Below are 24,196 nucleotides of genomic sequence, written 5' to 3'. Positions count from 1 at the left end.
GGGTGGCGCCCCGCCGCTTTCCGGGGCCGTCGCCCGCTGCCGGTGGTCAGCGGGCCTCGACGGCGGCGCACTGCCACTGGCCGGTGCGGGTGTGCTGCTCCAGCCGGAACGCCAGCATGTGGTGCCGGGGCCCGAGTTCGACCCGGACGCAGGCCTCCACCGTGCCCGGCGAGGGCGCCGAGTCGTGCACGTGGCCCAGCCGCGGCTGCCAGGACCGGCCGCGCGGGCGCAGCGGCCCGCCGCGGGTGAGCGCCGCGAGCTGGTGGAACCCCGGCAGCGTGGTGTGCCGCTGCAACTGGTGCACCGGGCGGGCCCCGCACAGCACCTCCACCAGGCGGCGGGCGAAACGGGCCGCCAGCTCGCTGTGCCCCGTCCGGGTCGGCGCCGGGCTGCGCGGCCGGGCCGGGCGACCGCCGCTTCCGCAGGCCGCCCGCGGGCTGCGGACGGCCCGGTCGGCCGCGCCGACCGGATGCGGGTGCCGGACCGGGCGGCGGGCGGAGTGCACCGGGTGGACCAGCGGGCGGATGCGGGGGCCCGGCGTCCGGGTGAGCTGCTCGGTCATCGCGCCTTCTCGGGTCGGTGGGGGAGGTTGTGTCGGACCTTGGTACCGGGCGTACGGCGGCGGGCCCAAGCCGTGTTCCGCGCGGGCGAAGCGCCCGGGAAGTCCACCCGTGCGGGTGGGGCCCGGGGCGGCGGACGGGATGCGGTGGGCGCGGTCGGGCGCGGAGTTGACGCACGGTCGGCCGTCGGGTGGTGGCCGGGCGGCACCAAGGGGGACACCGTCCGTCCCCTGACCGGCCCAGCGCGGACCGGCGGCCCGCGGGCTGCGTATTCTTGACCCGTCGCACTGTGACCGAGAAGGGTGCCCCCATGCGCGTGTACGTGCCCACCACGTTGAACGACCTGGCGGTGGCGCACCCCGAGGGCGTCCTGGAGCAGAGCGTGGCGTACGCCGTGACTCCGGCGCTGCGCGAGTGGTACGTCAGCGACGACCTGGAGGAGCTGGAGTACGCGGCGCTCAACCGGGCGGCGCTGTCCTCGGTCCGGCTGCTGGCCGCCGACCCGAAGGCGCCGCGCCGGCGCGTGGTGGTGGCCGTCGAGGTCGCCGACTCCGCGGTGACGCCGTTCCCCGGCGACGAGTACCAGGACCAGGCCTCGCTGGGCCGCGTGGTGCTGGGCGGCCCGATCCGGTTGGTGAAGGCCGCCGCCGTGCACGCCGACGACCTGGACCCGGACGTGCAGGCCGACGTGGCCGCCGCCGCCGACGCGGTGACCGCCGCCGACCAGGGCGACCAGGACGCGCAGTTCACCGTGGACGGCGCGGAGGACCACGAGCTGCTCTGGTTCGCCACCCAGGAGATCCCCGGCCTGATCGGCTGACCTGCGAGACCCCGCCGGAGGACCCCGCCGCGGCGGGGTCCTCCGCGTTTTCGGGGGCCATCGGGGGCCATGACATCCGTCATGCCGGGTCGGTGAGCGCGGGCCCTGCCGGGGGGCCGGGCGGACCGGCAAGGTGGTGTGCATCGCCGGCGAAGGGCCGGGGGGCGGGCACACGGGGGACGTCATGAGCAGCATCACGGTCGGCGCGGCGGTTGTGGCGGTCGAGCAGGTCGAGCAGGTCGAGCAGGTCGAGCGGGTCGAGCAGGTCGAGCGGGTCGAGCAGGCCGAGCGGGTCGAGCAGGCCGGGGACGCCGGGAACGCCGGGGTGCCGAGCGTCGCGGGGATGCGGCTGCCGGTGTGGTTCTTCGGCTTCGAGGGTGTGCTGGCGGGGGCGTTCGACCTGCTGCGGGCGTTCCCGTCGGCCTGGCCGGCACTGGTGGCGCTGGGGGCGCTGAACCTCGCCGTGTCACTGACCGTGCTGCGCCGGCGGCTGAAGCTGGCGAAGCTGCTGTGGCGCGGCAAGGGCACGCGCAAGGTGGCGTTCGCACTGGTGGGGCTGCGGTTGGGCAGCCACCTGCTGCTCGGGGCGCTGGGGGCGACGGTGTCCTCGACGGCCGGGCACGTGCTGTTCGCGCTGGTGATGGCGGGGGTGACGGTGGCGCTGCTGGCCTGGGTGCAGCGCACCGCGCTGGCGGCGCTGGTGGCGGCGGGGAAGGCGTCGGCCTGAGCGTCGGCCCGTACCCTTGGCGGGTGCGTACACACATAGTCTGGGACTGGAACGGAACCCTGCTGTCGGACATGCCGGCGGTGCTGGGGGCCAGCAATGCGGCGTTCGCGCTGCTCGGGATCGGGCCGATGACGCTCGACGAATACCGGGCGCAGTACGAGATCCCGATTCCGAACTTCTACCAGCGGCTGCTGGGGCGGATGCCGAGCCGGGCCGAGTGGCTGGAGTTGGACGACGCGTTCCACCTGAAGTACACGGAGCTGTTCCCGAGCTGCGGGTTGACGCCGGGCGTGGAGGAGCTGCTGACGGGGTGGGCGGCGGGTGGGCGCAGCCAGTCGGTGCTGTCGATGTACGAGCACGAGAAGCTGGTACCGGCGGTGGACGCGTTCGGCCTCACCCGGCACTTCGTGCGGGTGGACGGGCGGCGCGGGGACTCCGGCGGGCGGAAGGCGGAGGAGTTGGCCGGGCACCTGGCGGCGCTCGGCGGGGAGATCGACCGGCGGCGCACCGTGCTGATCGGGGACGCGGCGGACGACGCGCAGGCGGCGTTGGCGCACGGTCTCAAGGCGGTGCTGTGGACGGGCGGGTCGCACACCCGGGAGAAGCTGGTGCACGTCGGCGTCCCGGTGGTGGACTCGCTGGCGGAGGCCGTCGCCGTCGCCGAGGAACTCGCCGGCTAGGCGTGTCACAGCACGTCAATGGGGGTACGCGCGTTCACCCTGGAAGGGGAAGCGCACGCACCACCGTACGGAGCAGTTGAGCAGCATGCCGATCGACGCGGTCACCACCGTCCCCACGCCCGTCAACGAGCCGCCGCAGGCGTATGCCCCGGGCAGTCCGGAGCGGGCCCGGCTGCTGCGGGCGGTGGACGGGCTGGCGGGGCAGCACACCGCGCTGGCGATGACCGTCGGGGGCGAGCAGCGGCTCGGCGGCGGGGAGCGGATCGAGGTGGTGCAGCCGCACCACCACGCGGCGAAGCTCGGCGTGCTGGGCAACGCGACCGCCGCCGACGTGCGGGACGCGGTGGACGCGGCGCTGACGGCGGCGCCGGAGTGGCGGGGGCTGTCGTTCGACGACCGGGCGGCGGTGTTCCTGCGCGCTGCGGACCTGCTGGCCGGGCCGTGGCGGGCGACGATCGTCGCCGCCACCGTGCTCGGGCAGTCGAAGAGCGTGCAGCAGGCCGAGTTCGACGTGTGCGAGCTGGTCGACCTGTGGCGGTTCAACGTGCACTTCGCCCGGCAGATCCTGGCCGAGCAGCCGATCTCCGGGCCGGGGGTGTGGAACCGCGCCGACCACCGCCCGCTGGAGGGCTTCGTCTGCGCGATCACCCCGTTCAACTCCACCGCGATCGCCGGCAACCTGCCGACCGCGCCCGCGCTGATGGCCAACACGGTGGTGTGGAAGCCCGCGCCGGCGCAGATGCTGTCCGCGCACTTCCTGATGCGGTTGCTGGAGGAGGCCGGTCTGCCGCCGGGCGTGGTCAACCTGGTCACCGGCGACGGGCAGGCGGTGACCGAGGTGGCGCTGCGCGATCCGGCGCTGGCCGGGCTGCACTTCACCGGCTCCACCGCGACCTTCCAGCACCTGTGGCAGGAGATCGGCCGCGGCATCGGCCGCTACCGCAGCCATCCGCGGATCGTCGGCGAGACCGGCGGCAAGGACTTCCTGATCGCGCACCCGTCCGCGGACCCGGCGGTGCTGCGGACCGCGATGCTGCGCGGCGCGTTCGAGTACCAGGGCCAGCAGTGCTCGGCGCTGTCCCGGGCGTACCTGCCGCGCAGCCTGTGGCGGCGGATCAAGGAGGACTTCCTCGGCGAGGTCGACGCGCTGACCGTCGGCGACGTCACCGACCTGAGCAACTTCATGGGCGCGCTGATCGACGCCCGCGCCTTCGCGCGCAACCGGGACGCGATCGGGCGCGCCCTGGCCGACCCGCAGGTCGTGCTGCTGGCCGGCGGCCAGTACGACGACGCGATCGGGTGGTTCGTCCGGCCGACCGTGCTGCTCGGCGGCGACCGGCGCGGGGAGATCTTCTCCACCGAGTACCTCGGGCCGATCCTGGCCGTCCAGGTGTACGAGGACAGCCGCTGGGAGGACGCGCTGAACCGGGTCGACGAGGCCGCTCCGTACGGGCTGACCGGCTCGGTGATCGCGCAGGACCGGCGGGCGATCGCCCGGGCCGTGGAGCGGCTGCGGTTCGCCGCGGGAAATCTGTACGTCAACGACAAGCCGACCGGCGCGGTGGTCGGCCAGCAGCCGTTCGGCGGCGGCCGGGCGTCCGGCACCAACGACAAGGCGGGCGCGGCGCAGAACCTGCAGCGCTGGACGTCCACCCGGTCGATCAAGGAGACGTTCACTCCTCCGACGGACTACGTCCACCCCCACATGGAGTGGTCACCCGAGTGACGTACAAGCCGTTCGAACAGCATTGGACAAGGTGTCCAGGAAGGAACGATCTTCCTGCAGGATTGCGCCTTCATGTCCCCTGACACCCCGGTTTCGCCACGTTAGGCTGGCTGGCGTCGCCGGTTTCGGTCACGCAGGCCAAACGACTTGTCGTACCCGGGCGGAACGCGACTCATGCGTGCCATGAGCGCTTTTCCACCCGGTGCGTGCGGGAGGATTGCGGACGGGGCCCGGCGGTGCACCCACCAGTCATCACCGAGTCACGCAACGGCGCGCGACAGGAGCCAAACAGCCATGCAGACCAAGCTGGACGCAGCCAAGGCCGACCTGCTCAAGAAGGCAGCAGCAGCCGCTGAGAACAGCCAGGTGGGGGGAGCGGCGCCCGGGGAAGGGCTGAGCAACGGCGCTCTGGCCGCCTACCTGCACCACTACTACCTCCACACGGCACCCGAGGACCTGATCAGCCGGGACCCGGTGGACGTCTACGGTGCCGCGGCCTCCCACTACCGGCTGGGCCTCAAGCGGCCCCAAGGCACCGCCGAGGTCCGGGTCTCCACCCCGACCGTGGAGGAGAACGGCTGGTCCTGCGGGCACACCGTGGTGGAGATCGTCACCGACGACATGCCGTTCCTGGTCGACTCGGTCACCAACGAGCTGACCCGCCTGAACCGCGCCATCCACCTGGTCGTGCACCCGCAGCTGGCGGTGCGCCGCGACATCACCGGCAAGCTGCTGGAGATCCTCGACGTCGACGCCTGCAACCGCGCCCAGGCCGCCGGCGCCGAGTGGCCCGCCGACGCCGTGGTCGAGTCCTGGATGCACATCGAGATCGACCGCGAGACGGCCCGCGAGGACCTGCGCGACATCGAGGCCGGTCTGCGCCGCGTGCTGGGCGACGTCCGCGAGGTCGTCGAGGACTGGTCGAAGATGCGCGACTCCGCGCTCCGACTGGCCGACGAGCTCGCCGAGCAGCCCCCCGCGCACCTGGCCGAGCAGGAGGTCGGCGAGGCCTGGGAGCTGATGCGCTGGCTGGCCGACGAGCACTTCACCTTCCTCGGCTACCGCGAGTACGACCTGGTCGAGCACGAGGGCGAGGAGGTGCTCAAGACGGTCGCCGGCACCGGCCTGGGCATCCTGCGCTCCGACCCGCTCAGCCACGACTCCGACCACCACCCGGTCTCCGAGGCGTTCGGCCGGCTCTCCGCCCCCGTCCGCCTCAAGGCGCACGAGAAGAAGCTGCTGGTCCTCACCAAGGCCAACAGCCGCGCCACCGTGCACCGCCCCGCGTACCTCGACTACGTCGGCGTGAAGAAGTTCAACGCCGCCGGCGAGCCGATCGGCGAGCGCCGCTTCCTCGGCCTGTTCTCCTCCGCCGCCTACACCGAGTCGGTCACCCGGATCCCCGTGGTGCGCCGCAAGGTGCAGGAGGTCATGGAGGGCGCCGGCTTCTCCGGCGACAGCCACGACGGCCGCGACCTGCTCCAGATCATGGAGACCTTCCCGCGCGACGAGATGTTCCAGACCGCGGCCGCCGAGCTGCAGTCCGTCGCCACCAGCGTGCTGTACCTCCAGGAGCGCCGCCGGCTGCGGCTGTTCCTCCGCCAGGACGAGTACGGCCGCTACTTCTCCGCGTACGTCTACCTGCCGCGCGACCGCTACACCACCCGCATCCGGCTCGCCCTGATGAGCATCCTCAAGGAGGAGCTGGACGGCGACACCATCGACTACACGGTGTACGCCACCGAGTCGGTGCTGACCCGCCTGCACTTCGTGGTCCGGGTAGCCCCCGGCACCGAGCTGCCGCAGCTGTCCGACGCCGACATCGAGCGGATCGAGAACCGGCTCGCCGAGGCCGCCCGGTTCTGGATGGACGGCTTCAACGACCAGCTGCAGACCGAGTTCGGCGAGGAGAAGGCCGCCGAGCTGGGCCACAAGTACGCCACCGCGTTCCCCGACGGCTACCGCGCCGACTTCCCGCCGCGCACCGCCGTCGCCGACCTCAAGCAGATCGAATCGCTGGCCGGCGAGGGCGACTTCCGCCTGAACCTGTACCAGCCGGTCGGCGCGGGCGACGACGAGCGCCGCTTCAAGATCTACCGGGTGGGCGGCCCGATCTCGCTCACCGAGGTCCTGCCGGTCCTGCAGCGCCTGGGCGTCGAGGTGCTCGACGAGCACCCGTACGCGCTGCGCCGCACCGACGGCACCACCGCGTGGGTGGTCGACTTCGGCCTGAAGCTCCGCGAGGGCACCGACCTCACCGAGGAGGACCGCGAGCGCTTCCAGGACACCTTCGCGGCGACCTGGCGCGGCCAGGCCGAGAACGACGGCTTCAACGAGCTGGTCCTCACCGCCAAGCTGACCTGGCGTCAGGCCGTCGTGCTGCGCGCCTACGCCAAGTACCTGCGCCAGGCGGGCTCCACGTTCTCCCAGGACTACATGGAGGACGCGCTCAACAACAACACCCACACCACCCGGCTGCTGGTCAACCTGTTCGAGGCCCGGCTCTCGCCGAGCCACCGCTCCGGCGGCGACGAGCTGACCGACGCCATCCTGGAGGAGCTGGACGGCGCCCTCGACGAGGTCGTGTCGCTGGACGAGGACCGCATCCTGCGTTCCTTCCTGCACCTGATCAAGGCCACCCTGCGGACCAACTTCTTCCAGCACGACGACGAGGGCAACCGGCACTCGTACGTGTCGATGAAGTTCGACCCCAAGGCCATCCCGGACCTGCCCGCGCCGCGCCCCGCCTTCGAGATCTGGGTGTACTCGCCCCGGGTCGAGGGCGTCCACCTGCGCTTCGGCAAGGTCGCCCGCGGCGGTCTGCGCTGGTCCGACCGGCGCGAGGACTTCCGCACCGAGATCCTCGGCCTGGTCAAGGCCCAGATGGTCAAGAACACCGTCATCGTGCCGGTCGGCGCCAAGGGCGGCTTCGTCGCCAAGCAGCTGCCGGACCCGGCCGTCGACCGTGACGCGTGGCTCGCCGAGGGCGTCGCCTCGTACAAGACCTTCATCTCGGCGCTGCTCGACATCACCGACAACCTGGTCGCCGGCGAGGTCGTGCACCCCGTCGACGTGGTCCGCCACGACGAGGACGACACCTACCTGGTGGTCGCCGCCGACAAGGGCACCGCGACGTTCTCCGACATCGCCAACGGCGTCGCCGAGTCGTACGGCTTCTGGCTGGGCGACGCGTTCGCGTCCGGCGGCTCGGCCGGCTACGACCACAAGGGCATGGGCATCACCGCCCGCGGCGCCTGGGAGTCCGTCAAGCGGAACTTCCGCGAGCTCGGCGTCGACACCCAGTCCGAGGACTTCACCGTCATCGGCATCGGCGACATGTCCGGCGACGTGTTCGGCAACGGCATGCTGCTGTCCGAGCACATCCGCCTGGTCGCCGCGTTCGACCACCGGCACATCTTCCTCGACCCGAACCCGGACGCGGCCGCCTCGCACGCCGAGCGCCGCCGCCTGTTCGACCTGCCGCGCAGCTCCTGGGACGACTACGACAAGTCGCTGATCTCGGCCGGCGGCGGCGTCTTCCCGCGCTCCGCCAAGTCGATCGCGCTGTCGCCGCAGGTCCGCGAGCGGCTCGGCATCGAGGCCGCGAAGCTCACCCCCGCGGAGCTGATGAAGGCCGTCCTGCAGGCCCCCGTGGACCTGTTCTGGAACGGCGGCATCGGCACCTACGTCAAGGCCTCCACCGAGACCAACGCGGAGGTCGGCGACAAGGCCAACGACTCGATCCGGGTCAACGGCAGCGCCATCCGCGCCCGGGTGGTCGGCGAGGGCGGCAACCTCGGCTGCACCCAGCTCGGCCGGATCGAGTACGCCTCGCAGGGCGGCCCGCAGTCCAGCGGAGGCTGGATCAACACCGACGCCATCGACAACTCGGCCGGCGTCGACACCTCGGACCACGAGGTGAACATCAAGATCCTGCTCAACCAGGTCGTCGCCGACGGCGACATGACGGTCAAGCAGCGCAACACCCTGCTCGCCGAGATGACCGACGAGGTCGGCCACCTGGTGCTGCGCAACAACTACGCGCAGAACGTGGTGCTCGCCAACGCCGTCGAGCAAGCGGTCAGCATGGTCAACGTGCACGCCCGCATGATCAACCGGCTGGAGTCCAACGGCCAGCTCGACCGGGCGCTGGAGTACCTGCCCGCGGACAAGCAGATCCGTGAGCGCCAGCAGGCCGGCCGCGGGCTGTCCCAGCCCGAGCTGTCCGTGCTGCTCGCCTACACCAAGATCACCCTGGCCGACGAGCTGCTCGCCACCGACCTGCCCGACGACCCGTACTTCCGGGACGTGCTGCACGCGTACTTCCCGAGCGCGCTGCGCGCCCGGTTCGCCGAGCAGATCGACAACCACCCGCTGCGCCGCGAGATCATCACCACGCTGATCGTCAACGACACGATCAACCGCGGTGGCTGCACCTTCGCGTTCCGGCTCCGCGAGGAGACCGGCGCGACGATGGAGGAGATCGCCCGGACCCACGCCGCCGCCCGCGCGGTGTTCGGCCTGGAGCAGCTCTGGGACCAGGTCGAAGGCCTCGACAACCAGGTCGGCGCCAAGATCCAGACCACCATGCGGCTGCACGCCCGCCGCCTGGTCGAGCGCGCCACCCGCTGGATGCTGGGCAACCGCCGCCAGCCGCTCGACATCGCCGGCACCATCGCGTTCTTCCACGACCGGGTCAACCAGGTCTGGGACTCGCTGCCCAAGCCGCTGCGCGGCGAGGACCTCGCCTGGTACGAGTCGGTGCACCAGAAGCTGTCCTCGGCCGGCGTCCCCGACGAGCTGGCCGGCCGGATGGCCGGGCTGTCCTCCGCGTTCCCGACGCTGGACATCGTCGGTGTCGCGGACCGCTCGGACGCCGACGTGATGGACGTCGCCGAGCTGTACTACGACCTCGGCGACCGCCTGGAGATCAGCCACCTGCTCGACCGGATCATCGAACTGCCGCGCACCGACCGGTGGTCCTCGATGGCCCGCGCCGCGATCCGCGAGGACCTGTACGCCGCGCACGCCGCCCTCACGGCGGACGTGCTGGCCGCCCTCCCCGCCGGGGCCAGCCCCGAGGAGCGCTACACCGAGTGGGCCGAGCTCAACAGCAACCTGCTCGGTCGGGCCCGCACCACCCTCGACGACATAAGGGGTTCGGACAACTACGAGCTGTCCAGCCTCTCGGTCGCCATGCGGGTCATCCGCACCCTGCTGCGCGCCGGTCGCTGACCACAGCCCCGAAGGGGCCCCGGGCACTGTGCCCGGGGCCCCTTCGGGCTTCTCCTGGGTTTCCGGGGTTTCCGGGGTTTCCGGCTTCTGCGGGTTCTGTGGGTTCGTGGGCCTGTTCGGCTTCTGCGGCACAATGGCCGGCATGACGGAGGCTGTGTTCGACCGACTGGCCGCGCTGCTCGGCGAGCCCGACCGGCAGGCCCCGCAAGGGAGTTGGGACGCCGCCGAGGAGTTCCTCGGGGTCCGCCTGCCGAGCGGCTACAAGACGTTCGTGGACCGCTGGGGCCCCGGCACGCTGGACGGCTTCCTGACCGTCCTCGGGCCGGTCGACGGCACGGCGGACGAGGCCCGGGAGCTGTGGGGGCTCTGGTACGGCTGGCAGCCCGGCCAGCAGCGCAACCACGACTTCGACCCGTTCCCGTACCACCCCGAACCCGGCGGCCTGATCGGCTGGGGCGCCGACCACTTCGGCGGCGCCTGGTTCTTCCTCGCCCAGGGCCCCGACCCCGACCGCTGGCCGATCGCCGTGGTCAGCGACACCGGCCAGTGGTACGCCACCCGCGGCGCCTTCCCCGCGTTCCTGCTGCGCTGCCTGGAACGCGAGGACTACCCGCTCTTCCTCGACCTCAGCTGGCCGCGCCCGCAGCCCCACTACCTGCCCTACCGGGCAGGCTGAGCACCGCCGTCAGACCGCCGTCCGGGTTGCCCGCCAGCCGCAGCTGCCCGCCGTGCGCCTCGGTGACCGCCGCGACGATCGCCAGCCCCAGGCCGTGCCCCCGCCGCGCCCGGCCGCGCCGCGCCGTCCGGCCGCCGCCGCGCAGGAACGGCTCGGTGAGCGTCGCGACCAGCGAACTCTCCAGCACCGGACCGGAGTTGCGCACCGTCAACCGGACCCGGCCGGGGTGCTCCGGGTCCGCGCCGGTGGCGACCTCGACCCGGCCGCCGGTCGGCAGATTGTGGCGGACGGCGTTCTGCAGCAGGTTCACCGCCGCCTGCCGCAGCAGCACCTCGTTGCCGACGGCCGGGGCGGCGGCCAGCTCGTCGGTGACGACCACGCCCAGGTCGGCGGCCTCGGCGGCCACCGCCGCCAGCGCCTCGCGGACCGTCGCGGACAGCTCCAGCGGCGCCGACTCCGGTGTGCCGTGCGAGAGTTCGGCGAGCTGGAGCAGCGCCTCGGTGACCTCGATGCCGCGCCGGTTGGTGTCCAGCAGCCGCCCCACCAGCCGCGGCCAGTCCTGCCCCGCCGGGTCGGCCGCCGCCACCTGCAGCATCGTCCGATCGATCGCCAACGGCGTGCGCAGCTCGTGCGAGGCGTTCGCCGCGAAACGCTGCTGCGCCTCGAACGAGCGCTCCAGCCGGGCCAGCATCTCGTCGAACGCGTCCGCGAGATCGGTGAACTCGTCCCGCGGCCCCGCCAACGCGATCCGATGGCGCAGATCCCCGCCGGACGCCCGCCGCGCCGCCGCCGTCACCTCCTGCAACGGCCGCAGCACCCGCCCGGCCACCAGCCAGCCGCCCGCCATCCCCACCACCGTCAGCAGCACCAGCGCGAACGCCTCCGCCGTGAGCAGCGAACGCAGGATCTCCTGCCGCGACGGGGCGTCCGAGCGGTAGCGCGGATTCGCCGACGTCAACGGATAGTTGGGGACGTACTTCATCCCGACGTACACCACGCCCAGGCAGAGCACGCCGGTGGTCACGGTGAACAGCGTGTAGCTCAACGTCAGCCGCATCCGGGCGGTCAACCGACGCGGGCGGCTCACGCCGCGTCCAGGCGGTAGCCGACACCCGGCACGGTGTGGATCACCCACGGCTCACCGAGACGCTTGCGCAGGCCCGAGATGGTGATCCGCACCGCGTTGGTGAACGGGTCCGCGTGCTCGTCCCAGGCCCGCTCCAACAGGTCCTCCGCGCTCACCACGCCGCCGCGCGCCGCCATCAGCACCTCCAGCACCGCGAACTGCTTGCGCGGCAACGCGACATAGCGGCCGTCGCGGAACACCTCGCGGCGGAACGGATCCAGCCGCAGGCCCGCGAACTCCAGCACCGGAGGCGCGGACTGCTCCGGGCGGCGCGCCAACGACCGCAGTCGGACGATCAGTTCGGGCAGGTCGAAGGGCTTGGTCAGGTAGTCGTCCGCGCCCAGCTCGAAGCCCGCCACCTTCTGGTCCAGCCGGGCCGCCGCCGTCAGCATCAGCACCCGGCAGCCCAGGCCCGCCGCGACGATCCGCCGGCACACCTCGTCCCCCGACATCCCCGGCAGGTCCCGGTCCAGCACCACCACGTCGTACCGGTGCACCTCCAGGCGCTCCCACGCCGCCTCGCCGTCCCCCGCGACGTCGCAGGCGATCGCCGCCAACCGCAACCCCGCCTGCACGGCCTCGGCGAGGTACTCCTCGTCCTCCACCACCAGCACCCGCACGCACAGCTCCGCTCCTCGGCAATCGGACATCCATTGAACCCGACACCGCGTGTCGAAAACGTATCCGGAAACGCAGACGCCCTCGCAACAGCGCTGTCCCTGCAATGGAACCCGGAAGCACGTGTACGGAGCAGGAGGCGGAGATGCGGAAGACGACGCGGTGGGCGGTTGCCGGGGTGGGGGCGGTGGCGGTGTTCGGTGCGGTGGCGGTGGTTGCCGTGGGGGGATCGGAGCGGGCGCGGGCGGCCGACGGGGAGCTGGCCGCCGGTGTCTCGGCCAGCCCGTTCGACACCGACTCGCCCGCTGTCGGCAAGCTCGATCCGGCGCTGCTCGCCGCGCTGCGTACCGCCGCCACCGACGCGAAGGCGCAGGGGATCGAGCTGCGGATCACCTCGGGGTGGCGCAGCCGGGGGTACCAGCAGCGGTTGCTGGACGCCGCGGTGGCGAAGCACGGCAGTCCGGAGCTGGCGCGGCGGTACGTGAACACGCCGGAGAAGTCCGCGCACGTGTCGGGCAAGGCGGTGGACGTCGGGCCGACCGATGCCGACGACTGGTTGAACCGGAAGGGCGCGAAGTACGGGCTGTGCCAGGTGTACGCCAACGAGATGTGGCACTTCGAGCTGCTCACCACGCCGGGCGGCCGCTGCCCGTCGCAGCTCCCGGACGCCGCCGGCTGAGCGGCGTCCGGGCGGCGGCGGTCAGCTCTCGGTGGCGCGGCGGAGGGCGGAGGCGAGCAGCGCGAGGTCGGTGGGGCCGTTGCCGAGTTCGCGGACGGGGCGGGGGGAGGGGGCGGCGCCGTGGTCCTCCAGGCGCTGGGCGACGACGGTCGGTCTGAGCGTCGCGGTGCGGGGGATGCGGCCGCTGACCCGGGCGCCCTGGAAGGCGGTGACGGCGCCGTCGGGGCGGCGCAGGTAGCCGCGGCCGGGGGTGCTGCCGGGCAGCGCGGCGGCGTCGGGGAGGTCGATGAGCAGGTCGGAGTCGCCGGGCTGTTCGGTGCGCAGGGCGATCCGCAGCTGCGCGGCCTCGTCGAGTTCGGTGCCGGTGGTGGCCTCGGGCTCGCCGGTGGTGGCGATCACGTGGACGCCGAGCCGGGCGCCGCGGGTGGCGGCGGCGGCCAGGGCGCGGGCCAGCGGGCGGCCGCCGGGGGAGGCGGGGCCGAGCAGCGCGTCGTAGTCGTCGACGACGACGACCAGGCGGGCGGGGGCGGCGTCGGCGGGCGGGTTGTCGGGAGAGCGGCGGGGTTCGACCACGCGGACGCGGTCGCCGGCCGGGCCGCCGACCAGTGCGGGCGCCTTGTCGAAGAGCCGCCGGGAGTGCCAGTCGGTGAAGCCGAGGCCGTCGAACAGGGCTTCGCGGTGGGAGAGTTCGTCGAGCAGGCGTTCGGCGGCGAGCAGCGCGCCGCGCGGGTCCTCGGCGGCGTTGACGTGGTCGGTGACGTGCGGCAGGTCGGTGCAGCCGGCCAGGCCGCCGTCCTCGGCGCGGTCGCCGTCGATCATCAGCAGGGCGAGCCGGTCGGGGCGTTCGGAGACGGCGAGCGAGGCGGCGAGGCTGCGCAGCAGCTCGGACTTGCCGGAGCCGGGGCCGCCGCCGATCAGCAGGTGGTCGCCGTCCTCGGCGAGGTCGACGGCGCAGGTCTCCTCGCCGGCCGGGCCGCGCGCGGTGCCGAGCAGCGCGGCGGCGGCGCCCGCGCCGGCGGGCAGCGCGTTCCAGTTCTCGGCGAGCCGGGCGGGGGAGAGGGATTCGGAGCGCAGCAGGTCGAGCAGGCGCAGGGCTTCGGGGAGCGGCCCGCGGGCGGTCTCGCCGTCGGTGGCGGCCTCGCGCAGCGGGGCGAGGGTGCGGGCGAGGCGTTCGGCCCAGGCGGGGGAGACCGCGTCGAGGGCGATGTCGGTGAGGCGTTCGCGGGTGCCGCCGACCGGCCGGTCGAGGGTGAGGCGGGTGGCGACCTCGCCGGTGATGAGGCCGAACGCGCCGAGCCCGGTGGGGAGTTCCTCGGGCGTCTCGGCGAGGCAGAGGGCGAACACGCCGGCCGCGGGGCCCTGTCGGAGCAGCAGGCCGAGGGCGCGCCGGGCAGCGTCGGTGCCGGGGTCGCCGTCGACCAGGACGACGGTGGCGGGCGCGGTGGCGGTGGCGGAGGCGAGTTCGCCGAGGCGGGCCTCGGCCTGCTCGGGGCCGAGGCCGTACAGCAGCCGGCAGGCCTGGCCGTGGGCGGGCCGCAGGTGGGGCAGCCACTGGGCCCAGGCCCAGTCCTCGGCGTGGTGCTCGGGGGCGACCACGACCAGGGTGAGGCCGCTGGGCGGGTGCAGGGCGGCGAGTTGGGCGAGCGCGGCGCGGGCCAGGCCGGTGAGGCGGTGGCGCGGGCCGGCCAGGCCGAGGCTGCCGGCGGTCTGCAGGTCGACGGTGGCGGGGACGGCGGGCAGCAGGGTGCCGGGGGCGGTGCCGGGGCCGCCGGGGAGGTCGGCGGTGCCGAGGCGCAGGGTGAGCGCGTCGGGGTGGTCGGGGCCGCGTTCCCACAGCCGGGGGCCGGTGCCGAGGGCGGCGAGCAGCAGGGCGGCCGGGTCGGGGAAGCGTTCGCGCTGGTTGGCGGCCTGCCGCAGGCGGGCGGTGGCGTGCTGGCGGTCGGTGTCGACGGCGGGCGGCTCGGGCCGGGTGCGGCGCAGCCAGCGGCCGCCGAATCCGCCGCCGTGGGTGGCCTCGGGTGCCTCGTCGACCGTGGGCGGCGCGGTGGGGCGGCCGGGCGCGGTGCGGGCGGTGGGACGGGGGGCGAGCCGGAGCCGGCCCTCGCCGTCGGGGGTGGTGGTGCGGGCCGCTATGTCGGCGGGGTGGGCGAGTTGGAGGGTGGACTCGCCGATCCGCAGGAGCGCGCCGGGCGCGAGTTCGGCGCTCTCCTCGCGCAGGTAGCGCTCGTCCAGCAGGGTGCCGTTGGTGGAGCCGAGGTCCTGGACGGTGGCGTGGCCGTCGGCGGTCAGGTGCAGGGCGAGGTGCAGGCGGGAGACGTCCGGGTCGTCGAGCGGCACGTCGGCCTCGGTGGAGCGGCCGATCCGGATCCGTTCGCCGTGCAGGCGGTGGACGCCGCCGGCGTCGGGGCCGCCGACCACGCGCAGTTCGGCGGCGGGCTGCCCGGCGGTGTCCTCGGTGTCCGGGTCGGGTTCGCCGAGGGCGAGGACGGCGCCGTCGACCAACGGCGGGTGGCCGAACGGCATTTGCTCGTCCAGGCGTTCCTCGCCCGCGTACAGGTGGACGTGGGTGGCGGAGCGCGGGCCGCGGACGCCGACCGCGCCGGCCAGGGCGGTGGCGACGGCGCCGAGCGCGGTGCCGGCCGGGGCCGTGACCAGGACGTCGGCAGAGCTCCCGGGGCCGGTCGGGCCGCTGCGCGGTCGAAGGACGGTGAGCCGGATCTGCATCACGCCCGGGGTCCCTTCTGCACACGTGTGGTGCCAGCCATCCTGCCACTCGGGACGGACAGTCCGCGCACGGTACCGGATTTGACGATCTTGCGATCATCGCCATGGTGAATCCGACGCCGGGTCAGGTCAAGGACACCGGGACTCCCCAGGTGGCCGACAGTGCGCGACCGGCCCCGGCAACACCTCGGAAACCCGCGCGGGCACCGTTAGAGTTGCCGAAAATACGGGAGCCCTCGCACGCGGGCGGTTCCCCAAGGCCCCGGCGCCGTTCACGGGAACGGGGGAGTGCCGGAACGCGGCCCCGGCAGCGGGCGCCAGGTGACCGAACGGAGTGCACAGGTGCGGCCTGTCGGCAGCAAGTACTTGCTCGAGGAGAGCCTCGGACGCGGAGCGACCGGCACGGTCTGGCGCGGCCGGGTGCGCGAGGACGTCGTCGTCCCGGGCCTGGAGCCCGGCCAGGCGGTCGCGGTGAAGGTGCTGCGCGAGGAACTCGCCGCCGACCCGGACGTCGTGATGCGCTTCCTGCGCGAGCGCTCCGTCCTGCTGCGGCTCACCCACTCCAACATCGTGCGCACCCGGGACCTGGTGGTCGAGGGCGAGCTGCTCGCCCTGGTGATGGACCTGATCGACGGCCCCGACCTGTTCCGCTACCTGCGCGAGTCCGGCCCGCTGTCGCCGATCGCCGGCGCGCTGCTGATGGCGCAGATCGCCGACGCGCTGGCCGCCAGCCACGCCGACGGCGTGGTCCACCGGGACCTGAAACCCGCCAACGTGCTGCTGGCCACCCTGGCCGTCGACGGCGGCGAGCAGATGTACCCGATGCTCACCGACTTCGGCATCGCCCGCCTCGCCGACTCCCCGGGCATCACCCGCACCCACGAGTTCGTCGGCACCCCCGTGTACGTCGCCCCGGAGTCCGCCGACGGCCGCCCGCAGACCGCCGCGGTGGACGTCTACGGCGCCGGCATCATGCTGTACGAGCTGGTCACCGGCCGCCCGCCGTTCCAGGGCGACAACCCGCTGGCCGTCCTCCAGGCCCACCTCGCGCAGGAGCCGCAGCGCCCCCGCGCCATGCCCGAGCCGCTGTGGACGGTGGTCGAGCGCTGCCTGCGCAAGGACCCGGCCGAGCGGCCCACCGCCGTCTCGCTGGCCGAGGCGCTGCGGGTGGTGGCGGCCGGCATCGGCGTGCACTCCTCCCCGGCCGCCGTGGACGCCGCGCTCGCGGTCGGCGCGCTGCTGCTGCCCGACCCGGCGCTCGCCCCGCCGCCCGCGCCCGCGCCCGCGCCCGCCAACGGCAACGGGTACGACCCGGCGGCCGCCACCCAGGTCATGACCCACCAGGCCGTCCCCGGCGCCGAGGACCGCACCCAGCTGATGAGCCCCCCGCCGGGCCCGCCCGGTTCGCCCGCCGACCGGACCAGGGTGATGCCGTCCATGCCGTCCATGCCGGCCGCGGCCCCCGAGCCGCCGCAGCCGGATGGCCCGCACCCGTGGCAGACCCAGATGCAGGCCGCCCGGGACCGCAACGAGCAGACCCGGATCGGCTACTTCGAGCCGGAGGACCTCGCCGCACCGCAGGTCGCGCCGCACCCCTACCAGGCCGGCCAGTACCCGCCGCCCGGGCAGCGCCCGCCGGTCGCCCCGCCGCCGTACCAGGCCCCGCACCCGCAGCAGCAGCCGCCGCAGCCCCCGGGCGGCGGCCGGTACGCCCAGCCGCAGGGCCCCTACCAGCCGCAGGCCGGCCGGCACCCCCAGCAGGGCGGGCAGCCCCCGCAGGGCGGGCACCCCCAGCAGGGCCGCGGCGGCCGTCCGCCGGTCGCGCCGCCGCCGTACCAGGCCCAGCAGGCCGGCCCGCCGCCCGGTTACGACGGCCGCCCGCAGGGCTACGGCGCGCCGCAGCGCCGGGCCGAGCCGGCCCCGCCGCGCCGCCAGGAGCCGCCGTACCGGGAGCCGGAGCCGTCCCGCGAGCGGGAGCGCGAGCCGCGCCGCCGCAGCCGCAACCGGATGTGGATCCCGGGCCTGGGCTGCGCCAAGGGCTGCCTGGTGGTGCTGGTGGTGCTGGCGCTCGGCTGCCTGGCGCTGTGGAACTTCACGCCGCTGCCGCACTACTGGGACAACGTGGTGGGCTGGTTCGATTCGGCGAAGGGCTGGATCGGCGGCCTCACCGGTTCGAATTGACGCTTTGTCGACAATCCCGCGAAATTCCACCGGATCGGAACCGCTCGGGGGGCCCTCCACGGCCCCCCGGGGCCCCGCGGGCGCGTAGGTTGTTCGTCGAGCACCGACCTCACGAGCCCACGGAGCAGCATTGGCACGCAAGATCGGCAGCCGGTACACGGTTCACCAGGTGATCGGCCGCGGCTCGGCCGGCACGGTGTGGCTCGGCGAGGGCCCGGACGGGCCGGTGGCGGTGAAGCTGCTGCGTGAGGACCTCGCCGCCGACCAGGTCCTGGTCGGCCGCTTCGTCCAGGAACGCACCGCCCTGACCTGCCTCGACCACCCGCGGGTGGTCGGGGTGCACGACATGGTGGTCGACGGCAGCGACCTCGCCCTGGTGATGGACCTGGTCCAGGGCACCGACCTGCGCACCCGGCTGGAACGCGACGGCGTGCTCGACCCGCTGGTCGCCGCCTCGGTGATCGCCGACGTCGCCGACGGCCTGGCCGCCGCGCACGCCGCCGGCATCGTGCACCGCGACGTCAAGCCGGAGAACGTGCTGCTCGACCTGGCCGCCCCGCCCGGCCCCGGCGGCGCGCCGCGCGCCAAGCTCACCGACTTCGGCATCGCCCGCCTGGTCGACGCCCCCCGCCGCACCCGGGCCACCCGGATCATCGGCACTCCCGACTACCTGGCCCCCGAGATCATCGAGGGCCTGGAGCCGCGCGCCGCCGTCGACATCTACGCCCTCGCCACCGTGCTCTACGAACTGCTCACCGGCGCCACCCCGTTCGGCGGCGGCCACACCGGGGCGGTGCTGCGCAGGCACGTCACCGAGAACGTCCCGCCGGTCGAAGGCATGCCGGACGGCCTGTGGCGGATCATCTCCGAATGTCTCGCCAAGGCCCCCGCCTCCCGGCTGCGCGCCGCCGAACTCGCTTCCCGGCTGCGCGAGTTGCTGCCCGAACTGGCCGGCGTCGGCCCGCTCGCGGTGCCCGCGCAGCGCGCCGTCACCGAGGAGGCGCCCACCCCCGGCGAGGCCGTCTACGCCGAGGCCGACGCCGGCCGCGGCACCCACCGCCGCCGCCGCGGGCCCGCCGTCCCGCTGGTGCCCGGGCCGACCCCCGACTCCACCCGGGACACCCACACCAGCCTGCGCCGCCCGTCCGCCGGGGAGCTCGCCTCCTACGCGGAGGAGTCCCGCGCCCAGCGCACCCAGCCCGCGCCCGCCCACCGCCGCACCCGGGCCCAGCTGATCCGCCGCCGCCGCACGCTGGCCGTGCTGATCGCGGTGATCCTGCTGTTCGCGGGGGCCGCGGCCGCCTGGACGGCGTTCGCCGCCGAGGCCCCCGCGCATGCGGCCGGAGCGGTGTCGAGCACCTGGTACCCCCGGTTGTAGCCGAGCCCCCCCGGCGAACCATTACCCTTGAGGCGTGGCAGCCGTCGATCCTTCCGAAGAGCTCAAGAACCTCGACTCGACCATGTCGTCGATCGAGGCAGTCCTCGACCTGGACAAGATCCGGGCAGACATCGCAACCCTGGAGGAGGAGGCAGCCGCCCCCACCCTGTGGGACGACGTCGCGAACGCGCAGAAGGTCACCAGCCGGCTCTCCTTCCTCCAGGGCGAGCTGCGCAAGGTGGAGACCCTGCGCAGCCGCGTCGAGGACCTGGGCGTCCTGTTCGAACTCGCCGAGGCCGAGGACGACGCGGACACCCGCGTCGAGGCCGAGCACGAGCTGGAGTCCGTCAAGAAGGCCGTCGAGGAGCTGGAGGTCCGCACGCTCCTCTCCGGCGAGTACGACGCCCGTGAGGCCTTGGTCAACATCCGTGCCGAGGCCGGCGGCGTGGACGCCGCCGACTTCGCCGAGCAGCTGATGCGCATGTACCTGCGCTGGGCCGAGCGGCACGGCTACCCGACCGAGGTCTACGACACCTCGTACGCCGAAGAGGCCGGCATCAAGTCCGCGACCTTCACCATCAAGGCCCCCTACGCCTACGGCACCCTCTCCGTCGAGCAGGGCACCCACCGCCTGGTGCGCATCTCCCCGTTCGACAACCAGGGCCGCCGCCAGACCTCCTTCGCGGGCGTCGAGGTGCTCCCCGTCGTCGAGCAGTCCGACCACGTCGACATCGACGAGGGCGACCTGCGCATCGACGTGTACCGCGCCTCCGGCCCCGGCGGCCAGGGCGTCAACACCACCGACTCCGCGGTCCGCATCACCCACCTCCCGACCGGCGTGGTGGTCTCCTGCCAGAACGAGCGCTCGCAGATCCAGAACAAGGCCTCGGCGATGAACGTCCTCCAGGCCAAGCTGCTGGAGCGGCGCCGCCAGGAGGAGCGCGCCGCGATGGACGCGCTCAAGGACAGCGGCAGCTCCTGGGGCAACCAGATGCGCTCCTACGTCCTGCACCCGTACCAGATGGTCAAGGACCTGCGCACCGAGCACGAGGTCGGCAACCCGCAGGGCGTGCTGGACGGCGACATCGACGGCTTCATCGAAGCCGGCATCCGGTGGCGCAAGCAGCGGGAGAGCTGACGCTGCAAGGGAGGAGGCCGGCTGAGATGAACGAAGGACGCAGCATCGAGGCCGGCATCCGGTGGCGCAAGCAGCGGGAGAGCTGAGCCCGGTAGGCAATGAGGAATGAGGAAGGGCCCCACCGCTTCGGCGGTGGGGCCCTTCTCTTCTGTGGTCTCGGGTCAGCGCGTCATCATCAGCAGTGCCAGTGCGAGCACCGCGGCGCACAGGACGACCAGCAGCACCGTCGGGTTGAGCGTGGCGAACGGCCCGTGCTGCTCCTGCTGGAGCCGGGCGCGGTTGGCGCGACACACCGGGCAGCGTCCGTCTATGACGCGGCCGTTGCAGTTGGCGCACACCAGTTGGTCGCAGGTCATGCGTGTCCTCCTTGCTGCATAGCCAACGTGCCGGAGGCGGCTTCGGTTCCGACTCTCCTACCACTCTGCCAGGTTCCGGACACCTGAGCCCCCGGAGGGGAAGGGTTGTCGACCTGTGACCTGGCTCGCACTTTCGGGTCCGAACCGGAACCGCAGCTCGCGAAACCCCGTACGGTAGCTGCTCGGTCACTGCGGGTGCTTTCGGACGTCGCGTATGGTCACTGGCTCCGATCCACCTAGGATGGCCCCCGTGATGCAGCCGTGATCAGATTCGACAACGTCTCCAAGACCTATCCCAAGCAGAACCGTCCGGCCCTGGACAACGTCTCGCTGGAGATCGAGAAGGGCGAGTTCGTCTTCCTGGTCGGCTCGTCCGGTTCGGGCAAGTCGACGTTCCTGCGCCTGTGTCTGCGCGAGGAGCGCCCGTCCACCGGTGACGTGTACGTGCTCGGCAAGGACCTGGGCAAGCTCTCCAACTGGAAGGTGCCGCACATGCGGCGCCAACTGGGCACCGTCTTCCAGGACTTCCGCCTGCTGCCGAACAAGACCGTGGGGCAGAACGTGGCGTTCGCCCTGGAGGTCATCGGCAAGCCGAAGAGCGCCATCAACAAGGTGGTGCCCGAGGTGCTCGACCTGGTCGGCCTCGGCGGCAAGGAGGAGCGGATGCCCGGTGAGCTCTCGGGTGGTGAGCAGCAACGCGTGGCGATCGCCCGCGCGTTCGTGAACCGTCCGATGCTGCTGATCGCCGACGAGCCCACCGGCAACCTCGACCCGCAGAACTCGGTCGGCATCATGAAGCTGCTGGACCGGATCAACCGGACCGGTACCACCGTGCTGATGGCCACCCACGACCAGGCGATCGTCGACCAGATGCGCAAGCGCGTCATCGAGCTCGACAAGGGCCTGCTGGTTCGCGACCAGGCCCGCGGCGTCTACGGCTACCAGAGCTAGAAGAGAGAAGCATGCGCGCCCAGTTCGTTCTGTCGGAGATCGGCGTCGGTCTCCGCCGCAACCTGACCATGACGATCGCCGTCGTGGTCAGTGTCGCGCTCTCGCTCGCCCTCGCCGGTGCCTCGCTGCTCGTCCGCGACCAGGTCAACTCCATGAAGGACTACTGGTACGACAAGGTCGAGGTCAGCATCTACTTCTGCGCGAAGGCGGACCACAACGCGCCCCAGTGCGCGGCCGGTGCGGCCACCGACGACCAGATCCAGCAGGTCAAGGCCGAGTTGGACAAGATGACGCCACTGGTGCAGAGCGCCACCTTCGAGACCCCGCAGGAGGCGTTCCAGCACTTCAAGGAGTCCAACCCGGACAACCCGCTGCTCGCGGCGGTCGGCGCGGACGCGCTGCCGGCGTCCTGGCGGATCAAGCTGGACGACCCGACCAAGTACGACGTCATCCAGAGCCGGTTCGCCGGCAAGCCCGGCGTCAAGTCGGTCGAGGACCAGCGCAAGATCCTGGAGAACCTGTTCGGCCTGCTGCGCGGTCTGCAGACCGCCGCCTTCGTCATCATGGCGCTGATGCTCTGCGTGGCGCTGCTGCTGATCGTCAACACCGTCCGGGTGTCGGCGTTCAGCCGACGACGCGAGACGGGCATCATGCGGCTGGTCGGCGCGTCCAACTTCTACGTGCAGATGCCGTTCATCGCGGAGGCCGCGTTCTCCGCGCTGCTCGGTGCGACGCTGGCCTCGTTGCTGCTTCTGGGTGGGCACTTCTTCATCCAGGGGTGGTTGGCGAAGAAGGTGCTGTTCATCCACTTCATCGGCCTGTCCTCGGTGTTGGCGGTCATTCCGCTGCTGGTGGTGGTCGGTATGGCGATGGCCGGCATCGCGGCGTTCTTCACCCTCCGCAAGTACCTGAAGGTCTGACGGGCCGTCGGCACCGCCCGCGAGTGGCCCTACACTCGCTGGCATGCCGACCGCTCCGCGAGTACGCCAGGGGATGACCCTCGGCCTGGTGTTCGGCGCCGTGCTGTTCGCCGGAGCCGCTTCCGGGGCCTGGGGCGAGCCGATCGGTTCGCCCCGGGCCCCGTTGTCGTCCGACGGGGTCCGCGGCGCCGACCTGTCCGGGGCCGACCTCAGCCCGCAGGAGGCCCGGCAGTTGGTCGGCTCCAGCGGCGACCGGTGGGCGGCGTACCTCAGCCCGCAGCAGTACCGGGACTTCACCGGCGGCCGCTACCCGGGCGTCGGGCTCTCCGTGCAGCGCGCCGGCGACGGACCCACCGAGGTGGCCGAGGTGCTGCCCGGCTCGCCCGCCGACCGGGCCGGCATCACCGCCGGCGACCGGCTGATCAGCGTGGACGGCGTCCCCGCCGACCGGCTGCCCGTCACCGAGGTGGTCTCCCGGCTGCGCGGCGGCCCGGCCGGCAGCGAGGTCCGCCTCGGCGTGCAGGGCGGCGACGGGCAGGTGCGCCAACTCGGCCTGACCCGCGCCGAACTGGCCGTCCGCGAGGTGGAGACCGACCGCCCCCGCCCCGGGGTCGCGCGGATCGCCGTGCACGCCTTCACCCAGGGCGTGGCCGGCCAGGTGCGCGCCGCCGCTGCGGGCGCCCACGGCGTGGTGCTGGACCTGCGCGGCAACTCCGGCGGTCTGGTCGAGGAGGCCGTCGGCGTCGCCTCCGCGTTCCTCGACGGCGGCCCCGTGGCCAGCTACCAGGCGCACGGCGAACAGCGCGAACTGACCGCAGCCCCCGGCGGCGACACCTCCGTCCCGCTGGTGGTGCTGGTCGACGGCGGCACCATGAGCGCCGCCGAACTCCTCGCCGGCGCCCTCCAGGACCGCTCCCGGGCCGTCCTGGTCGGCGAACGCACCTTCGGCAAGGGCACCGTCCAGCAGCCCAGCCGGCTCGCCGACGGCTCGGTCCTCGAACTCACCGTCGGCCGCTACCGGACCCCGGCCGGCCGCTCCCCGGACGGCACCGGCGTCCAGCCCGACGTCCCCGCCCCCGCCGGCGACGACAACGGGACGGACGACCTCGCGCTGCGCGTGCTGGACGGGCTCAGCCCGGCCGATGCGCCCGGCGCGCCGTAAAGGGGCTGCCGAGGCCGCCCACGAAATGCGAGAATGGCGGAGCTATGGCAAAGGAAACGGGCAAGAAGCTGGTCGCGCAGAACAAGAAGGCGCGGCACGAGTACACCATCCTCGACACCTACGAGTGCGGCATGGTGCTCACCGGAACCGAGGTCAAGTCGCTCCGCGAGGGCCGGGCCAACCTGGTCGACGGCTACGCGTACATCCAGGGCGGCGAGGTCTGGATCGACAACGTCTTCATCCCCGAGTACACCCAGGGCACCTGGACGAACCACTCGGCCCGCCGCAAGCGCAAGCTGCTGCTGCACAAGATGGAGATCCGGAAGCTCGAGTCCAAGGCCAAGGAGACCGGCCACACCCTGGTCCCGCTGTCCCTGTACTTCAAGGACGGCCGCGCCAAGCTCGAAATCGCCCTCGCCGTCGGCAAGAAGCTCTACGACAAGCGGCAGACCCTGCGCGAGCGCCAGGACCGCCGCGAGTCCGACCGCGCCGTCGCCGCGGCCCGCCGCCGCCAGAGCTGAACCGCCCGGCGGCGACTG

General features: G+C 73.1%; 19 protein-coding genes. 14 read left to right on the top strand and 5 right to left on the bottom strand.

Features of this window, described 5'->3' with window-relative positions:
* Positions 1–46 precede the first annotated feature (46 nt).
* A complete protein-coding gene (locus ACFV4P_RS26810; protein ID WP_380475260.1) occupies positions 47–562 on the bottom strand; it encodes an Rv3235 family protein in 516 nt (171 codons plus the stop codon).
* Positions 563–870: 308 nt separating this feature from the next.
* Here ACFV4P_RS26810 and ACFV4P_RS26805 point away from each other — a divergent pair, with 308 nt between their 5' ends.
* The 6 genes from ACFV4P_RS26805 to ACFV4P_RS26780 all read left to right on the top strand — a co-directional run bounded on the left by ACFV4P_RS26805 (position 871) and on the right by ACFV4P_RS26780 (position 10,424).
* Complete coding sequence (locus ACFV4P_RS26805) at positions 871–1,380, top strand: DUF6912 family protein (protein WP_380475258.1); 510 nt, start codon at positions 871–873, stop codon at positions 1,378–1,380.
* A gap of 184 nt (positions 1,381–1,564) precedes the next feature.
* Entirely contained in the window at positions 1,565–2,107 is a 543-nt protein-coding gene (locus tag ACFV4P_RS26800; protein WP_380475256.1) for a hypothetical protein, read from the top strand.
* Positions 2,108–2,130: 23 nt separating this feature from the next.
* Complete coding sequence (locus ACFV4P_RS26795) at positions 2,131–2,787, top strand: HAD family hydrolase (RefSeq protein WP_380475254.1); 657 nt, start codon at positions 2,131–2,133, stop codon at positions 2,785–2,787.
* Between the two features lie 91 nt (positions 2,788–2,878).
* On the top strand, positions 2,879–4,513 hold the full coding sequence (gene pruA / locus ACFV4P_RS26790) for an L-glutamate gamma-semialdehyde dehydrogenase (RefSeq protein ID WP_380475296.1): 1,635 nt from the start codon (positions 2,879–2,881) through the stop codon (positions 4,511–4,513).
* A gap of 294 nt (positions 4,514–4,807) precedes the next feature.
* Complete coding sequence (locus ACFV4P_RS26785; protein WP_380475252.1) at positions 4,808–9,748, top strand: NAD-glutamate dehydrogenase; 4,941 nt, start codon at positions 4,808–4,810, stop codon at positions 9,746–9,748.
* Between the two features lie 142 nt (positions 9,749–9,890).
* Positions 9,891–10,424 carry a hypothetical protein gene (locus ACFV4P_RS26780; RefSeq protein ID WP_380475250.1) on the top strand — a complete coding sequence of 178 codons (534 nt, stop codon included), beginning with the start codon at positions 9,891–9,893 and terminating at the stop codon, positions 10,422–10,424.
* Here the strand turns inward: ACFV4P_RS26780 and ACFV4P_RS26775 are convergent.
* A complete protein-coding gene (locus tag ACFV4P_RS26775; RefSeq protein ID WP_380475248.1) occupies positions 10,375–11,511 on the bottom strand; it encodes a sensor histidine kinase in 1,137 nt (378 codons plus the stop codon). The two genes, ACFV4P_RS26780 and ACFV4P_RS26775, sit on opposite strands and share 50 nt — an antisense overlap.
* Positions 11,508–12,170, bottom strand: coding sequence for a response regulator transcription factor (locus ACFV4P_RS26770; RefSeq protein ID WP_380475295.1), 663 nt, complete (start codon positions 12,168–12,170; stop codon positions 11,508–11,510). Before ACFV4P_RS26770 ends, ACFV4P_RS26775 begins: the two co-directional genes overlap by 4 nt.
* A 143-nt stretch (positions 12,171–12,313) precedes the next feature.
* Between ACFV4P_RS26770 and ACFV4P_RS26765 the strand changes: the two genes are divergently transcribed.
* Positions 12,314–12,847: a M15 family metallopeptidase gene (locus ACFV4P_RS26765; protein ID WP_380475246.1), complete on the top strand. Its 534-nt coding sequence runs from the start codon at positions 12,314–12,316 to the stop codon at positions 12,845–12,847.
* Between the two features lie 21 nt (positions 12,848–12,868).
* Here the strand turns inward: ACFV4P_RS26765 and ACFV4P_RS26760 are convergent, their stop codons facing one another.
* A complete protein-coding gene (locus tag ACFV4P_RS26760) occupies positions 12,869–15,571 on the bottom strand; it encodes an FtsK/SpoIIIE domain-containing protein (protein WP_380475294.1) in 2,703 nt (900 codons plus the stop codon).
* A gap of 342 nt (positions 15,572–15,913) precedes the next feature.
* Here ACFV4P_RS26760 and ACFV4P_RS26755 point away from each other — a divergent pair, with 342 nt between their 5' ends.
* The 3 genes from ACFV4P_RS26755 (at position 15,914) to prfB (ending at position 20,268) form a co-directional block, all read left to right on the top strand.
* Positions 15,914–17,752, top strand: a complete 1,839-nt coding sequence (locus tag ACFV4P_RS26755) for a protein kinase (protein WP_380475244.1) — start codon at positions 15,914–15,916, stop codon at positions 17,750–17,752.
* Positions 17,753–17,882: 130 nt separating this feature from the next.
* Positions 17,883–19,130, top strand: a complete 1,248-nt coding sequence (locus tag ACFV4P_RS26750; RefSeq protein WP_380475243.1) for a serine/threonine-protein kinase — start codon at positions 17,883–17,885, stop codon at positions 19,128–19,130.
* A gap of 34 nt (positions 19,131–19,164) precedes the next feature.
* Positions 19,165–20,268: a peptide chain release factor 2 gene (gene prfB, locus ACFV4P_RS26745; RefSeq protein WP_380475241.1), complete on the top strand. Its 1,104-nt coding sequence runs from the start codon at positions 19,165–19,167 to the stop codon at positions 20,266–20,268.
* A gap of 161 nt (positions 20,269–20,429) precedes the next feature.
* Here the strand turns inward: prfB and ACFV4P_RS26740 are convergent, their stop codons facing one another.
* Positions 20,430–20,624 carry a hypothetical protein gene (locus ACFV4P_RS26740; RefSeq protein ID WP_073815405.1) on the bottom strand — a complete coding sequence of 65 codons (195 nt, stop codon included), beginning with the start codon at positions 20,622–20,624 and terminating at the stop codon, positions 20,430–20,432.
* Positions 20,625–20,885: 261 nt separating this feature from the next.
* Between ACFV4P_RS26740 and ftsE the strand changes: the two genes are divergently transcribed.
* From ftsE to smpB, 4 genes are read left to right on the top strand one after another with little or no spacing between them, the layout of a single operon-like run.
* A complete protein-coding gene (ftsE, locus tag ACFV4P_RS26735) occupies positions 20,886–21,575 on the top strand; it encodes a cell division ATP-binding protein FtsE (protein WP_380475239.1) in 690 nt (229 codons plus the stop codon).
* Positions 21,576–21,586: 11 nt separating this feature from the next.
* On the top strand, positions 21,587–22,495 hold the full coding sequence (gene ftsX / locus ACFV4P_RS26730) for a permease-like cell division protein FtsX (RefSeq protein ID WP_380475237.1): 909 nt from the start codon (positions 21,587–21,589) through the stop codon (positions 22,493–22,495).
* Between the two features lie 43 nt (positions 22,496–22,538).
* The gene (locus tag ACFV4P_RS26725) at positions 22,539–23,657 is read left to right on the top strand and encodes a S41 family peptidase (protein WP_380475235.1); all 1,119 of its coding nucleotides are present in this window, start codon (positions 22,539–22,541) and stop codon (positions 23,655–23,657) included.
* Between the two features lie 44 nt (positions 23,658–23,701).
* Positions 23,702–24,178 carry an SsrA-binding protein SmpB gene (gene smpB / locus ACFV4P_RS26720; RefSeq protein WP_073815396.1) on the top strand — a complete coding sequence of 159 codons (477 nt, stop codon included), beginning with the start codon at positions 23,702–23,704 and terminating at the stop codon, positions 24,176–24,178.
* Positions 24,179–24,196 lie beyond the last annotated feature (18 nt).

It is taken from the genome of Kitasatospora sp. NPDC059795, assembly GCF_042732175.1.
GTDB lineage: Bacteria > Actinomycetota > Actinomycetes > Streptomycetales > Streptomycetaceae > Kitasatospora.
This window is presented reverse-complemented; position numbering and strand designations above follow the sequence as displayed.

Bases quoted from the DNA above. Each gene is read 5' to 3' on its own strand.
- ACFV4P_RS26810 (WP_380475260.1), bottom strand. From the start codon at position 562: ATGACCGAGCAGCTCACCCGGACGCCGGGCCCCCGCATCCGCCCGCTG.
- ACFV4P_RS26805 (WP_380475258.1), top strand. From the start codon at position 871: ATGCGCGTGTACGTGCCCACCACGTTGAACGACCTGGCGGTGGCGCAC.
- ACFV4P_RS26800 (WP_380475256.1), top strand. From the start codon at position 1,565: ATGAGCAGCATCACGGTCGGCGCGGCGGTTGTGGCGGTCGAGCAGGTC.
- ACFV4P_RS26785 (WP_380475252.1), top strand. From the start codon at position 4,808: ATGCAGACCAAGCTGGACGCAGCCAAGGCCGACCTGCTCAAGAAGGCA.
- ACFV4P_RS26780 (WP_380475250.1), top strand. From the start codon at position 9,891: ATGACGGAGGCTGTGTTCGACCGACTGGCCGCGCTGCTCGGCGAGCCC.
- ACFV4P_RS26765 (WP_380475246.1), top strand. From the start codon at position 12,314: ATGCGGAAGACGACGCGGTGGGCGGTTGCCGGGGTGGGGGCGGTGGCG.
- ACFV4P_RS26760 (WP_380475294.1), bottom strand. From the start codon at position 15,571: ATGCAGATCCGGCTCACCGTCCTTCGACCGCGCAGCGGCCCGACCGGC.
- ACFV4P_RS26740 (WP_073815405.1), bottom strand. From the start codon at position 20,624: ATGACCTGCGACCAACTGGTGTGCGCCAACTGCAACGGCCGCGTCATA.
- ftsX (WP_380475237.1), top strand. From the start codon at position 21,587: ATGCGCGCCCAGTTCGTTCTGTCGGAGATCGGCGTCGGTCTCCGCCGC.
- ACFV4P_RS26725 (WP_380475235.1), top strand. From the start codon at position 22,539: ATGCCGACCGCTCCGCGAGTACGCCAGGGGATGACCCTCGGCCTGGTG.
- smpB (WP_073815396.1), top strand. From the start codon at position 23,702: ATGGCAAAGGAAACGGGCAAGAAGCTGGTCGCGCAGAACAAGAAGGCG.